Source organism: Proteus sp. GOKU (assembly GCF_015475555.1).
In the GTDB taxonomy this organism is placed as follows: domain Bacteria; phylum Pseudomonadota; class Gammaproteobacteria; order Enterobacterales; family Enterobacteriaceae; genus Proteus; species Proteus mirabilis_B.
In genome coordinates, this window is record NZ_CP034105.1 from 397,080 (window position 1) to 411,504 (window position 14,425).

The 14,425-nt window shown below is 38.5% G+C and carries 14 protein-coding genes; 9 read left to right on the plus strand and 5 right to left on the minus strand.

Annotated features, from left to right (window positions below; translation table 11 throughout):
- Position 1 precedes the first annotated feature (1 nt).
- Positions 2-850: a helix-turn-helix domain-containing protein gene (locus EHE21_RS01940; protein WP_194951699.1), complete on the plus strand. Its 849-nt coding sequence runs from the start codon at positions 2-4 to the stop codon at positions 848-850.
- A gap of 43 nt (positions 851-893) precedes the next feature.
- Here EHE21_RS01940 and rhaM read toward each other — a convergent pair whose 3' ends face one another.
- The 5 genes from rhaM to rhaB form a co-directional block, all read right to left on the minus strand.
- Positions 894-1,208 (minus strand): L-rhamnose mutarotase, encoded by a 315-nt coding sequence (rhaM, locus tag EHE21_RS01945; protein WP_194951700.1) that lies wholly within the window; start codon positions 1,206-1,208, stop codon positions 894-896.
- Positions 1,209-1,283: 75 nt separating this feature from the next.
- Positions 1,284-2,318, minus strand: a complete 1,035-nt coding sequence (gene rhaT, locus EHE21_RS01950) for an L-rhamnose/proton symporter RhaT (protein ID WP_194951701.1) — start codon at positions 2,316-2,318, stop codon at positions 1,284-1,286.
- 75 nt (positions 2,319-2,393) lie between these two features.
- A complete protein-coding gene (gene rhaD, locus EHE21_RS01955; protein WP_194951702.1) occupies positions 2,394-3,215 on the minus strand; it encodes a rhamnulose-1-phosphate aldolase in 822 nt (273 codons plus the stop codon).
- Positions 3,216-3,225: 10 nt separating this feature from the next.
- The gene (locus EHE21_RS01960; RefSeq protein ID WP_194951703.1) at positions 3,226-4,476 is read right to left on the minus strand and encodes an L-rhamnose isomerase; all 1,251 of its coding nucleotides are present in this window, start codon (positions 4,474-4,476) and stop codon (positions 3,226-3,228) included.
- A 37-nt stretch (positions 4,477-4,513) separates the two neighbouring features.
- Positions 4,514-5,971: a rhamnulokinase gene (rhaB, locus tag EHE21_RS01965; RefSeq protein WP_194951704.1), complete on the minus strand. Its 1,458-nt coding sequence runs from the start codon at positions 5,969-5,971 to the stop codon at positions 4,514-4,516.
- A 272-nt stretch (positions 5,972-6,243) separates the two neighbouring features.
- Between rhaB and murQ the strand changes: the two genes are divergently transcribed.
- The 8 genes from murQ (at position 6,244) to EHE21_RS02005 (ending at position 14,338) form a co-directional block, all read left to right on the plus strand.
- Positions 6,244-7,155: an N-acetylmuramic acid 6-phosphate etherase gene (murQ, locus tag EHE21_RS01970; RefSeq protein ID WP_194952571.1), complete on the plus strand. Its 912-nt coding sequence runs from the start codon at positions 6,244-6,246 to the stop codon at positions 7,153-7,155.
- Between the two features lie 42 nt (positions 7,156-7,197).
- Entirely contained in the window at positions 7,198-8,562 is a 1,365-nt protein-coding gene (locus EHE21_RS01975; protein WP_194951705.1) for a PTS transporter subunit EIIC, read from the plus strand.
- A gap of 24 nt (positions 8,563-8,586) precedes the next feature.
- Complete coding sequence (locus EHE21_RS01980) at positions 8,587-9,438, plus strand: MurR/RpiR family transcriptional regulator (protein ID WP_194951706.1); 852 nt, start codon at positions 8,587-8,589, stop codon at positions 9,436-9,438.
- Positions 9,438-10,226: a sulfite exporter TauE/SafE family protein gene (locus tag EHE21_RS01985; protein WP_088493921.1), complete on the plus strand. Its 789-nt coding sequence runs from the start codon at positions 9,438-9,440 to the stop codon at positions 10,224-10,226. Before EHE21_RS01980 ends, EHE21_RS01985 begins: the two co-directional genes overlap by 1 nt.
- A gap of 302 nt (positions 10,227-10,528) precedes the next feature.
- Positions 10,529-10,630 (plus strand): leader peptide SpeFL, encoded by a 102-nt coding sequence (speFL, locus tag EHE21_RS18975; protein ID WP_109372621.1) that lies wholly within the window; start codon positions 10,529-10,531, stop codon positions 10,628-10,630.
- A gap of 136 nt (positions 10,631-10,766) precedes the next feature.
- Entirely contained in the window at positions 10,767-11,759 is a 993-nt protein-coding gene (gene argF, locus EHE21_RS01995; RefSeq protein ID WP_088493920.1) for an ornithine carbamoyltransferase, read from the plus strand.
- A gap of 15 nt (positions 11,760-11,774) precedes the next feature.
- Positions 11,775-12,722: a carbamate kinase gene (gene arcC, locus EHE21_RS02000; RefSeq protein ID WP_194951707.1), complete on the plus strand. Its 948-nt coding sequence runs from the start codon at positions 11,775-11,777 to the stop codon at positions 12,720-12,722.
- A 104-nt stretch (positions 12,723-12,826) separates the two neighbouring features.
- Positions 12,827-14,338: a YfcC family protein gene (locus tag EHE21_RS02005; RefSeq protein ID WP_075672261.1), complete on the plus strand. Its 1,512-nt coding sequence runs from the start codon at positions 12,827-12,829 to the stop codon at positions 14,336-14,338.
- The last annotated feature ends 87 nt before the right edge of the window (positions 14,339-14,425 follow it).

Consider the following 14,425-nt stretch of genomic DNA (forward strand, 5'->3'; position numbering starts at 1 on the left):
AATGAATAACAATATTTTAACCCTAAAAGGTAACAATTATTTTATTTGTGATGAGAATACTATCACAATAGAAAAAAGAAAATCGCAAGAGAGTTTTGTTATTCATGATCATGATTTTAATGAATTAGTCATGGTTTTTTCGGGAAATGGCATTCATACATGGAATGGGGATGATTACCCTATAACTTGTGGTGACTTTTTTTATATTAATGCCAATGATAGGCACGGCTATTATGCCGTTAATCAGTTAAAACTAGTTAATATCTTGTATAAACCTGAAAAACTGTTATTCAATCAAGAAATATCAAAATATCTTCCTTTAATCACAGAAGTAAAAGAGATGCGTCAGTGGAAATTACCACCTTCTTGTTTATCTCAATTTGTTCCTATTATCGAACAAATAGATAAAGAGTGTCGTAAGCCTGACAGCCTTTCAATTCACTTATGTGAATCTCTTTTCTTACAGTTTATCTTATTGATTTATCGTTATCGCTATCAACCCAATAATTCACCTGTAAGCTCTGTACATTTAATTGATATTTTAATTACAAGACTAAATCAAAGTATATCAACACCATTTTCTTTAAATGGGTTTGCACAAGAGCATCAGGTTGCTTCTCGTTCATTATATCGATTATTTAAATCGAATACAGGAATGACAATCACTGGTTATTTACAGCAATTACGTTTATGCCATGCGGCAACATTATTAAGAACAACCGATTTATTAATTAGTGATATTGCTGCGCAGTGTGGTTATGAAGACAGTAATTATTTCTCATCTGTTTTTCATAAGAAAATGAATATTACGGCAAGTGATTATCGACAAAATTTTCATAACAATAAATAAGTCAGATGGGCGATATTATTAAAATATCACCCTAAATGAACGGTTATTTAAGAAAGAACACTTCTTGTAAATCATCGCTTACAGGGCTGTTGTCTGGATTTGATGGCATAACATCAGACATGTATTTCCACCATTTTTGGCAAATTTCTGTCGTAGCGACCGCATTCCACTGCGCTTCTGACTCAATTTGCACATAACCAAAAAGTAGGTTTCTCTTTTTATCAAGGAAGATGGAGTAATTATGAGCACCATGAGCTTTTAATGTTGCTTCAAGCTCTTGCCAAATTGGGTTATGTCGTTGTTGATATTCTTGATGAGCATTGGCATTAACTTGCATAACAAAGGCTTTTCTTATCATGGGTAACCTCTTAATTAAGATAAGATTTTTATCAGGAAATATCAGGGCTAATGCACATTAACCCTGATAATTAATTTATGCAGCCATACCTAAGCCCACAATATTGGCAGCAAGAATAATCACTAAACAACCCAGAGATAAAATACGTACAGGTTTTCTTCCAGTATCTTTCCACTCTTTTAATATTAAGCCGACGATACCACCACATAAGACATAGAAGCTCATATGTAGCATCCAGCTCATAAAGCCGTATTCTGTTGGAATATTGGCGTGTCCCCACGCATAAAAGAAGAATTGGAAATACCACATACCGCCACCCAAGATGGCAAATAAGATATTGCTAATAAGTAGTGCTTTAGGGACAGAAATATCAAGTTTGAAAGAGAGATCTCTTTTACACATCAGGCGACTAAAGCAGTAGCCTAAATTAATTAATGCACCACCCCCCATAATTACCACATAGCTTGGCAAAGCCACATAGAGAGGAGAAACGCCTAATTGGGATGCAGTTTCATGCATAGGAACGGCTGCACTCATCGCAAATGACATGCCAGCAGAAAAAATACCGCACATTACGGCTAATAATAAGCCTTTTTTCAGATCAAACTCTTCAGCTTGAATACCAGTTGCACGCTCTTTTAAAAGCCCTGCATAAGAGACTATCGCCACGCCAACGAGGGCAATTGCCACTCCGGCCAAAGTTAGTTTTCCCCCAGTTGAAGCAACGAGTTCACCAAATTTACCTTGAATAATCGGAGTCATTAATGTGCCGACAATTAAGGTTATTCCAATGGCAATACCAATCCCCATGGACATTCCCAAATAGCGCATTGTCAGACCATAACCAATGTTTCCCACTCCCCACATTGCACCGAATAAAAAGACAGGTAACAGGATCTCACTACCAAAAGAGGCGTAATATGCCCAAAAATCAGGAAGTAGTAAGTAGCTGATTGTCCAAGGTAAAATTATCCAAGAAAATATCCCAGCCACAGACCACATGGTTTCCCATGACCATCTTTTAACTTTTTTCAGTGGTGCGTAAAAACATGCAGCGGAGGCGGCACCGACAAAGTGCCAGAAAATGCCTAATATAATTCCACTACCCATGAGTTTTTCCTCATACCATTATTATTGTGTTTTTCTTTGTGACAAAGGAACGGCTTTGCCACAAAGAAACGGGTGTTATTTCAGTGCTTCGCGCATTGGAGAAACATTAAAGCGTTTAGCTAACGCAATAAGATTTTCGGTAGAGATGGTCTGCTTTTTACCGCCCATTGAGAGTACTTTGACTAGAATTTCAGCTGATTTTTCAGCGGTATCAATTAAGCCAAATGCATCATCAAGAGTCGGTCCTGAGCCAAAAATGCCGTGGAATGGCCATAAAACCAATCCGTGTTTTTCCATTTGTCGTGCTGTTTCAAGTCCAATGCCATCTGTCCCTGGCACCATCCAAGGAAAAACACCAATACCGTCAGGGAACACCACTAAACACTCTGTACTCATTTCCCAAAGTTGGCGTGTAATAGTGGCACTATCGAGCGGTAGCACGTAGCTAAGTGCAATCAAGTTTGTCGCATGGCAATGCATAATGACGCGATTTTGTCCTTCAGTGACTTTTAGCCGCGTAATATGTGATTGAAAATGGGCTGCAAATTCAGATGTTGGAACACCACCATTAACCAATCCCCAAACGATGTGATAACCCTGACCTTCTTCATCAATTTTTACCAATCCCAAGGTATCTTCGGGATCGAGTGCCACATTGCGAAAAAACTTACCTGATCCTGTCACGATAAAGTATTGATTTGCTAATTCTTTAACGGATTCTGTGACTTCGATATAGCGTGGTGTTGAATAAAAGTCTCCTTGATAAGGTAGAACTTCCTCTGGTGTTAAGCGTAAGCTGACATTCCCGCCATTACGTTCATCCCAGCCTTTGAGCCACATATCACTGGTGGCTTTGATCATGCCTTGCACAAAACAAGATGTGAGAATTTTTTGCATGGAGTTAACCTTATCTCTTTGATAAAACACTATTTTCGTAATGACGAACTTCTTGTAACCACTTATCACCAACAGGAACATTTTGGCGCTCGCAGTATTCGTCCCAAACGGCTTGCCAAGGTAGTGCTTTTTGCTCTTCCAATAAGGCAAGACGTGCCGTGAAATCACCATCAATTTCTAATTGGCGTAACATTGGGGTTGGCTCGAGTAAGGCACGTAACAGTGCTTTTTTCATATTACGTGTACCAATAACCCAAGCAGCGATACGGTTAATAGAAGCATCAAAGAAATCAAGACCGATATGAACACGGTTTTGTAAGTTATGTCTGATGATTTCATTTGCAATCGCCTGTGTTTCATCATCGAGTAAAATAACGTGGTCGCTATCCCAACGAACAGGGCGACTCACATGGAGAAGTAAGCGTTCAACGTAAGGCATCACCGCAGAAATTTTGTCTGAAATAACTTCTGTCGGATGGAAATGCCCTGCATCTAAACAAAGTGCGGTTTGACGAGTAATGGCGTAGCCGAGGTAAAACTCACTAGATCCCGCGGTATAAGACTCAGCACCAATACCAAACAATTTACTTTCAACAGCATCAATATGATGCTTAGTGGAGAATTTCTCGCTAATAGCTTCATCAAGTGCTTCAACAAGACGTTGCCTTGGAGCGTAGCGATCGATAGGGGTATCTTTCATGCCATCAGGGATCCAGATGTTCATCACCGAAGCCGTATTCAGTGATTCACCGAAATAGGCAGAAATGCGACGACATGCTTTGGCGTGACCAATCCAGTAATCACGGATCTCTTTATTAGCGTGCGTTAATGTGGCTTCAAGGCTTAAAGGGTGAGAGAAAAAGGAAGGGTTAAAGTCGAGGCCAACTTTTTGTTGCTTTGCCCATTCAACCCAATTGGCAAAGTGCGCGGGTTTGATTTCATTGCGCTCAACAGGTGTATCAGATTCTAAATAAAGAGCATGAAGATTAACTCTTTTTGTACCAGGAATAAGGCTCATTGCCTTTTCCATATCTGCACGTAGTTCTGTGGCATTACGCGCTTTACCCGGATAATTCCCCGTTGCTTGAATGCCGCCAGTTAATGCGGAATTTGAAGGTTCAAATCCTGCAACGTCATCACCTTGCCAGCAATGAATAGATACAGGCAATGCTTCCATTGCTTGAATAGCTTTTTCTGTATCAACACCGATTTGTGAAAAACGTTGCTTGGCAAGTTGATAACTTTCTTTAATGTTAGACATGGCACTTTCCTTATCCGTAAATCGCGTATAAAAATCTTTAGCGTTTAGTTTCAATAAGTTGTAAAAATGATTGCCACACATTTTCGCTTGGTGGCGCTTTAGGCATAAACGTAGTGTGAGTGGTGCTTTTGCTTATCAAATGGCGAAAATGGTCGATATCTTCAATTTCATTTAGTGCAATGAGTTGTAAGCCCACATTACCTAGCGTTGATGCTTCGATAGGACCCGTAATAACGGGAATTCCACAGGTGTTGGCACAAAGTTGGTTAAGCAGAGCATTTTGACTGCCTCCGCCAACAATATGTAATTGTGTTAATTGCGTACAATGAAGTGTTTGTAATTCAAGGAAAACATAGCGATAAAGCAGTGCCAAACTGTCAAAAATACAGCGTGACAATTGTGCTGGTGTGCTAGGCGCGATTTTTCCCTGTTGTTGGCAGTAGTCTTGGATTGCTTTACTCATCGAGTCTGGGTTGAGAAAGCATTCATCATTAGGATTAATCAAATAAGTAAAAGGAGTGATGTGTTCGACATCATTAATTAATCCAGCAATATCAGTGATGTGGTGTTCTTTACATATAGACTGAAATAACCACAGCCCCATAATATTTTTAAGAACACGATAACGACCTTCAACACCACCCTCATTAGTAATATTAGCATGTAAAGATTGGGTTGAAACACAAGGTGTGAAGCGTTCAATTCCCATTAAAGACCAAGTTCCTGAACTTAAATAAGCGCACTGTTGATCTTTTAGCGGCGTAGCAATCACCGCACTTGCTGTATCGTGGCTGGCAACAGAAATAACAGGAATTGCCTCATTTTTGCTATTTTGCCAATAACCAATCGTATTTCCGGGTTGTTTAATGGGCATAAACCAATGATGAGGAATTTGCAGATAATCAAGCAGTGCTTTATTCCAATCTCCGGTTTTTACATCGACTAATTGTGATGTGGTGGCATTGGTGTATTCACAATTAAGCTCACCAGTTAAACGGTAGGCAAGATAGTCAGGGATCATCACAAAATGCGCCACATTCTCTCGCCATGATGGCGCTTCAAGTTGCATGGCTTTAAGCTGATAGAGGGTATTAAAGGGAAGAAATTGAATGCCCGTTTGTTGATAGATCCATTCAGTTTTGAGATCTTGTTGCACTTGTCGCATCACGTTTTCAGTGCGTTTATCACGATAAGAGTAACTTAGACCAACACGCTCTCCTTGTGCATTTAACAGCACATAATCAACGCCCCAAGTATCAATACCGATGCTACTTATGACAATATTTTGCTGCTCTATTAAAGATAAGCCTGTGCGAATATGTTGCTCTAGTAAGTCTAGATCCCAGCAAGTATGGCCTTCATTCATAATAAAACGATTAGTGAAACGATGAATTTCAGTCAGTGATAATTGCTGATGAGCTTTATCAAAGCTTGCTAACATGACGCGACCACTTGAAGCACCAAGATCGATAGCAACGGTGTATCGGATACTCATAGTCTAAATTCCTGTGATGTAGAAATTCAGGCTATCTTAAGAAGTGAGTCAAAATGATGCGTTAAACATTCTGCCAATAAACTGAAAAGTTGGCAGAATAACCAAAGTCGGCGTGATGCTATTCACAATTTCACCAATAAGCTTTCAAACGAGATCCTTTATGACCTGTTTTATAATGTGACTGATTTCACAAAGTGATGACAAGTATGATTGAAATGTAATTTCATAAGATGTAATTTTTATTGAAATTTGGTTTCATTAGGGTTGTTGTGATGAAAGAAGATGCATTGAGCGAATGTCTTAAAAATGAAAGCAATCAAGAAACAGCACAGTTTTCTGAATTAAGCGCTTTAGAGTTGGTTACGCTTATCAATAATGCAGATATGACTGTTGCCAATGCCGTTAAAAAAGAATTGCCCGCTATTGCTAAGGCAGTAGAAAAAATTACTGAGCGTTTGCAAAAAGGTGGGCGTATTTTTTATGTCGGCGCAGGAACAAGTGGCCGATTGGCGGTCTTAGACAGTGCGGAATGTCCTCCTACTTTTGGTGTATCTCCTACATTAGTGCAGGCGATTATTGCAGGCGGTCATGATGCAATGCTAAAAGCGGTCGAAAATATTGAGGATAGCCAAGAAGCGGCAATCGAAGAACTTCAACGTCGTCATGTCAGCCATAAAGATGTCGTTATTGGTATTGCTGCAAGCGGTCGCACACCCTTTACTGTCGCTGCTTTGCAATATGGTAAAAAGCTAAAGGCGTTGACTGTCTCTATTACCACACGTGGCAAAAGTATGATGAGTGAAATTGCAGACTTATCTATTGCGCCAGATGTGGGCGCAGAGGTGTTAACAGGCTCTACAAGAATGAAAAGCGGCACGGCTCAAAAAATGATTTTGGGTATGTTAAGCACCAGCGTAATGACTAAGCTTGGAAAAGTGCATAAAAACCTTATGGTGGATGTGATTGCAAGTAATGAGAAATTGCAACGTCGTGCTGAAGGCATTGTCAGCGAAGTGTGTGGAATTTCCAATGAAAGAGCCAGAACGCTGTTACAAATGGTTAATTATCATCCTAGAAAAGCCATTTTAATGTATGAACTTCACTTGAGTGTGGAGAAAGTCGATCAAATTACACAGCAATATCCTTATTGTTCGCTACAACAGCAACTTGCCCTATTTAACTAATAACAATATGAGTAAACACTCTGAACTTTAGCAGGCACATATATGGCTAATAAAATAGAACATCTCGACACGTTAGCAATAGAAATAGAAAGACACGCTGGTGGGTTTCAAAATGTGGCAATCCTAACACATTGTATGACCCGTATTCGATTGATTTTAAAAGATAGCTCGCTATTTGATTCGGACGCTTTAAAACAAGTCGAAGGCGTTAAAGGTGTTGTATTTAATGGCGAACAGCATCAAGTAATTGTAGGAATGGGAACTGCGGCAAAAGTTTATTCCATCATGAATAAGCGTATGCAAAACAGCTCTGCAAGTAGTGAAGATGAGCCTGCGTCAACACCAGTGAAAAAAGGCTTTTCCATTCGTCGGATGCTAAATACATTAGCGGCTATTTTTGTTCCGACAATTCCTGCTTTAATTGGCTGCGGTTTGATTATGGGGCTAATTAATATTATCCGTTTAGTCGCACCGGGCTTAGTTGAGCAATTCCCCGAGCTATTTAAATTATTCAAATTAATTGGTAGTACGGTATTTGCCTATCTTTCTATTATGATTGGGATAAATACAGCGAAAGAGTTGGGAGCGTCAACTTCGATTGGTGCGGTAATGGCGGGGTTATTAGCCATGCCGGGACTTGCTGATATCACTTTATTTGGCGAGAAATTACAGCCAAACAGTGGCGGTATTTTTGCGGTACTAATGGTGGTCGTGTTCTCTTCAAAATTAGAATTATGGTTTCGTAGTATCGTTAAAGAGAGTCTCGATCTTATCTTAACGCCGTTTGTGACTATTTTAGTCTCTTCACTTGTGGCGATTATGATATTCCAACCAATCGGTCATTATCTTAATCAGTTATTAGCACAGGGCGTTTCACTATCACTTTTAAATCAAGGTGGTGGCGCAGTTGTAACGGGTGCAGCGTTAGGGGGAAGTTTCTTATTTTTACTCTTAACGGGATTACACCAAGGGTTAATTCCTATTCATACCGAAATCTTAAATACTTTTGGTTTAAATTACCTATTCCCTATTTTAGCTATGGGTGGAATGGGGCAAGTAGGCTCTTGTTTCTGGGTTTATTTACGTACTAAAAATCAGCGTTTAAAGAAAACATTAATGGGTGCATTACCTGTTGGTATTTTTGGTGTTGGTGAGCCTTTATTATTTGGTGTTTCTCTTCCATTAGGAAAACCGTTTGTCGCAGGATGTATTGGTGGCGCTGCGGGTGGTGCATTAATGGCATATTTCCAAGTTGGGATCATTATTCCATTTGGTACAGCTGGGTTATCATTAATTCCGTTAGTCGGTGATGGTCAAATTATTAAGTTCTTGATTGCAGTATTAGGTGCATGGATTGTCGGTTTTATTGCCAGTATGCTAATGGGATTTACTGATCCAGAGAAATAAGTCAGAAATAAAAAGGATAACAGAATGTCGACACTGACCAAAAAGCTTGAAAGTTTGCTAACACAAGGCAAAGGCACAGAACAACGTATTGCTCATTATTTATTGGAGAATAGTGAGAATATTGCCAGTATGAATGCCGCTGATCTGGCACTTAAAGCAGGTGTAAGTAGTGCTTCTGTTATCCGTTTCTCTCGTCAAATGGGATATCGCGGTTATCCTGAATTTAAAATTGATTACCTTTCAGAAGAAAAGCAACAAAAAAGTAGTGGCGATATTCTCTATGGCAATCTTGCAAAAACAGACTCGACAGAATTAATTATTTCCAAAACAGGGCATCTGTTTACCAGCGCTATTTTGGATTCGTTGGCTTTGTTAGATCCCAATACCATTGATGTGTTAGCTGAAAAAATGGTATCAGCAAAACGTATCGTATTGTTTGGTATTGGTGCATCGTCGGTTGTGGCGAGTGATATTTTTCATAAATTAATTCGTGTAAATAAAAACACGTTATTTAGTCCAGATCTTCATGCTCAACTGGCTTATTCCGCTAATTTATCTGTTGATAATATTGCTATTGCTGTCACGGCTAGAGGGAATACGGCGGATATTAATCGAATGCTGAAATCAGCAAAAGATGAAGGTTGTTTAACGGTGGCATTAACGCGTTTTGGACAAGATGAAGCAACGCGATTATCTGATTATACGTTGCCTTATTTTTATGACGAGCAACACTCTCAATTAGGGGTGATCACGCCACAAGTTTTACAAATGGTCGCCTTTGATGTGCTGTTTTTTAAATATATGACATTAGCCAGTGAGTCAGCAGAAAAAGCATTATTAAAAGGGCGAGAAGCTGTTATGCAAGGAAATCAATAATGTTACTTATCACCACATTAGCGGTGGGTGCGGCTATTGGTTTAATTATAAGCACGACGGGTGTGGGTGGCGGGGTTATTGTTTTACCTGTATTGACCTATTTCTTTGGCATGAATGCATTAATGGCAGTCGCAACGGCTAATTTATTATCCATGTTGATGAAAGTCACTTCGTCTTATATGCATTTTCGCCTTGGAAATATTCCCTTTAAAAGGGCGATGATTGTATTAGGAATAATGCTACCAAGTACCTTTTTAGCCAGTGTTTTGGTTAATTACTTAGGTTCACTAGAGCAGTATCAGCAACAAGTTGAATGGGGAATTAATGCGCTTGTTGTTAGTGCTATTGTTTTTTCTCTATTTCTCTTTGTACAGAGAATGTTTTTCTCATTACCTCCGGTTGTCGTTGAAAATACAGCGTTAGCACCTTTAAATATAAAAGCACTATTACTTCCTGCAATTGCAGCAGGTGTTGTTTTAGGTGCGACAGGGGTGGGTGGTGGCGTAGTTGTATTACCGTTATTGCTGCGTTATGCAAACCTCTCGATTAAGCAAGCCATTGGTACTTCTATATTTACCACGACATTATTATCGGGATCTTCAGCACTCGCCTATATGCAAGATGGGCATACAGATATTCATTTGGCTCTGGTGTTATTTTTAGGTTCGTTGATCTCTATTCCGCTGTCTAAGTGGCTGTTAATCAGAATGCCTGACAGGGTGTTTCAGTATGCGACTTTGATCTTAATTATTTGTAGTGCCGTGATGATGTTAGCTAAATTATTCTAGTATCAAAATGTATCATTAATGTTAACTATAAACGCATAATTTAAATAATAGCCAAATAAAAATAATTTTTTATTGGCTATTATTCTATTATCTCATTAATTTAATTGAGGTCATTATTAATATAAAAATGATCAACCACTTTTTTATTGTGTGTTAATGGAATGTGTTTTTGATAATTTATTTTTACTGATATATGGTTTTTATCGTAAATAGATAATTGAGATGATAGTCACATTAATGTTAATTCCTATATGTTTCACTGTAACCCTCATTTAATACCTATAAGTGAAGGTACTAGTATTATGGAAAATAATAATAGGAAAACACCTCATATTAGACGTATTGCCCACATTATGATGTATAAACAACGTCAGTGCTTCCATTTCTCTGTTTTTAACGGATAAACCCTCTTTCTATGCTCTAAAAATATAAAGCATACTTCTTAATAACCTAGGTTATTGAGGAAGGTTCTCTATTTTTTAAATAACAAAATATTTTTTAACTCTATTATTATCAGAATAATTAGGAGATAGGATTATTATGTCTATTAATATTAAAGGTAGAAGTTTTTTAAAATTACTCGACTTTTCATCAGCTGAAATTCAATATTTATTAAAGCTTTCTAAACATTTTAAATCATTAAAAATGGCGGGTATTCCTCATCGCTCTTTAGAGGGTAAAAATATCGTTTTATTATTTGAAAAAACCTCAACACGTACACGTTGTGCCTTTGAAGTTGCGGGTTATGATTTAGGAATGGGAGTTACTTATCTTGATCCAGGCTCATCACAAATGGGGAAAAAAGAGTCTATTGAAGATACTGCGCGTGTGTTAGGGCGTTTCTATGATGGTATTGAATATCGTGGTTTTGATCAGTCATTAGTTGAAGAATTGGCAGCGAAATCAGGAGTACCTGTATGGAATGGTCTTACCGATAAATTCCATCCAACTCAAATGTTGGCGGATATGCTGACAGTTGAAGAAAATTTTGGTCATTTAAAAGGGCTTAAGCTGACTTTCTTTGGTGATGCCCGCAATAACGTTGCTAACTCTTTAATGGTGGTTTGCGCGAAATTAGGCTTACATTTTACCGCATGTGGCCCAGCATCTTTAATGCCAGAAGAGCAGCTTGTGAAGGAATGTCGTGCAATCGCAGCTGAAAACGAAGGCTCTATTACATTGACAGAAGATATCGAGAAAGGGGCAAAAGACGCTGATGTTCTCTATACCGATATTTGGGTTTCAATGGGTGAGCCAGACAGTGTTTGGGATGAGCGTATTCGTTTATTAAAATCCTATCAAGTTAATGAATCTATGATGAAAATGGCAAATCCACACGCTATTTTCTTACACTGTTTACCTTCATTCCATGACCGTTTAACAACTATTGGTGAAGATATTTATCAAAAATTTGGCTTGAGTGAAATGGAAGTGGCAGACGGTGTTTTTGAGTCCCGCCAATCAAAAGTTTTCGACCAAGCTGAAAACCGTATGCATACCATTAAAGCCGTTATGTTTGCGACTTTAAGCTAAAGCAAGGAGTTAACGATGCCTAAGAAGGTATTTATTGCTTTAGGGGGAAATGCACTGGGCAGTACGCCACTAGAGCAAAAACAGATAGTACGGAAAACCGCAAAACCGATTGTAGATTTGGTTGAGAAAGGCTACCAAGTCATTATTGGTCATGGAAATGGTCCGCAAGTAGGGATGATCAATTTAGCTATGGATTATGCATCGCAACAGAACATAGGCACCCCTTATATGCCATTTGCTGAATGCGGTGCAATGAGCCAAGGCTATATCGGTTATCATCTACAACAGGCGATTAATGATGAATTATGTACGAGAAATCTGAATAAAAATCATGGCTGTGCAACCATTGTGACGCAAGTGGTTGTTGATAAAAATGATCCTGCTTTTTTATCACCCACAAAACCAATTGGCGCGTTTTATACTCAACAACAAGCAGAGGCTATTGAAAAAGAGCATGGCTTCCACTTTATGGAAGATGCAGGGCGTGGATATCGTCGAGTTATTCCATCACCCAAACCGCAAGAAATTGTGGAATCACCAATTATTAAACAGTTAGTCGAACGCAATATTGTGGTGATCACGGTTGGTGGTGGTGGTATTCCTGTTATTCGAAAAGGGGAGCAATTAGAAGGTATTGATGCTGTTATTGATAAAGATAACTCTAGCGCTAAATTAGCTGTCGAATTAAAAGCAGATACTTTATTAATATTAACGGCTGTTGATAAAGTCGCTATTAATTTTAATAAACCAGAGCAAGTGAATTTAGATAAATTAACCCTTTCCCAAGCTCAGGAATATATTTCTCAAGGGCAATTTGCAAAAGGAAGTATGTTACCTAAAGTCGAGGCTTGCCTTAATTTTATAAAAGAGAGTGATAAAGGTGTACAAGCGATTATTACTTCTTTAGATAATGCATTATCTGCTTTAGAAGGAAAAACAGGTACAACAATTATTTCTGATTAATATCATACTTATCATCATTCTAAATTTAATTCTAAAAATAAACACTGCCAGTTAGATATTATTTCTACTGGCAGAGTTACCTCTTATTTAAGTCGAGGGCGCTTATGAAACTTAAAAAGTTTGCGTTTCCGACCGCATTTACTATTTTATTTGCAATTACAGTAATTGTGGTTGGCTTAACGTGGATTATTCCGGCTGGCGAATATCAACGATTAAGTTATAACTCAACAGAGCCATCATTAGTGGTTGCGAAAATAGATGGTTCTCATGAAGTGTTACCTGCAACTCAAGCCACATTAAATGATTTAAATGTCTCTATTGAGATTGATAAATTCACGGATGGGACAATTAAAAAACCGATAGCAATACCCGGAACCTATGAACGCGTAGCACAGCAACCTAAAGGGATAATGGATATTACCGAAAGTATGGTGAAAGGGACGATAGAGGGAGCTGATGTTATTGTTTTTATTCTTGTATTGGGGGGGCTTATCGGAGTTGTTAATAAAACTGGCGCATTCAATGCAGGTTTAACAGCACTGGCAAATCGAACCAAAGGCAAAGAGTTTTTAGTGGTATTTGGTGTCACGATTATATTATCCATAGGCGGGACAAGTTGTGGGATTGAAGAAGAAGCCGTCGCCTTCTATCCCATATTAGTCCCTATATTCTTAATATTGGGCTATGACGCTATTGTGTGTGTCGGGGCTATTTTTCTTGCCTCTTCAATGGGGGCAGGTTTCTCAACTGTCAATCCTTTCTCCGTTGTTATTGCATCAAATGCTTCGGGGATCAGTTTTATTGAAGGAATTGGCTTTCGTACTATTGGGTTAGTGATTGGTACGATCGGTGTTTTGGTTTATTTATATTGGTATTGCAAGAAGATCAAAAAAGATCCGGCTTTCTCTTATAATTATGAAAATGCCGAAAGTTTTAAACAGCGCTTTTTAAGTAATTACGATCCTAATGAGATATTAGAATTTTCGTGGCGTCGTAAAGTGATCCTCTGCTTATTTGTTGCTGCTTTTCCTATTATGGTTTGGGGCGTTATGGACATGGGCTGGTGGTTCCCACAAATGGCGGCTCTGTTCCTTGCTATCGCTATCATCATAATTTTCCTTTCTGGATTAAAAGAAAAAACAGCCATTGATGGATTTATTCATGGGGCTTCTGAACTCGTTGGCGTTTCATTAATAATTGGTTTAGCTCGTGGTGTTAACCTTGTGATGGAACAAGGTAAAATTGCCGATACTATCCTTGAGTTTATGTCTCATATGGTTGCAGGAATGCCACCAAGCCTATTCTTATTAGCACAGCTCGTTGTTTTTATCTGTCTAGGTTTTATTGTTCCTTCCTCTTCAGGTCTTGCGGTTTTAGCGATGCCAATTATGGCGCCATTAGCTGACGCAGTTGGTGTTCCTCGTTATATGGTGGTATCAGCATATAACTGGGGGCAATATATTATGTTGTTTTTAGCACCTACCGGACTGGTGTTAGCGACATTGCAAATGCTAGATATCTCCTATAACAAATGGCTTAAATTTATTATGCCGATGGTGATATTTATGTTTGTACTTTCAGCAACACTGTTATTGGTTCAAGTCGCTTTTCTATAAAATTAAATTGATGTGTTTACGTTATTAAATGGATTTTTGGTTATTCTGTAATGTGAAATTAATCTAGTTTTTTATGCTGCAATCGGA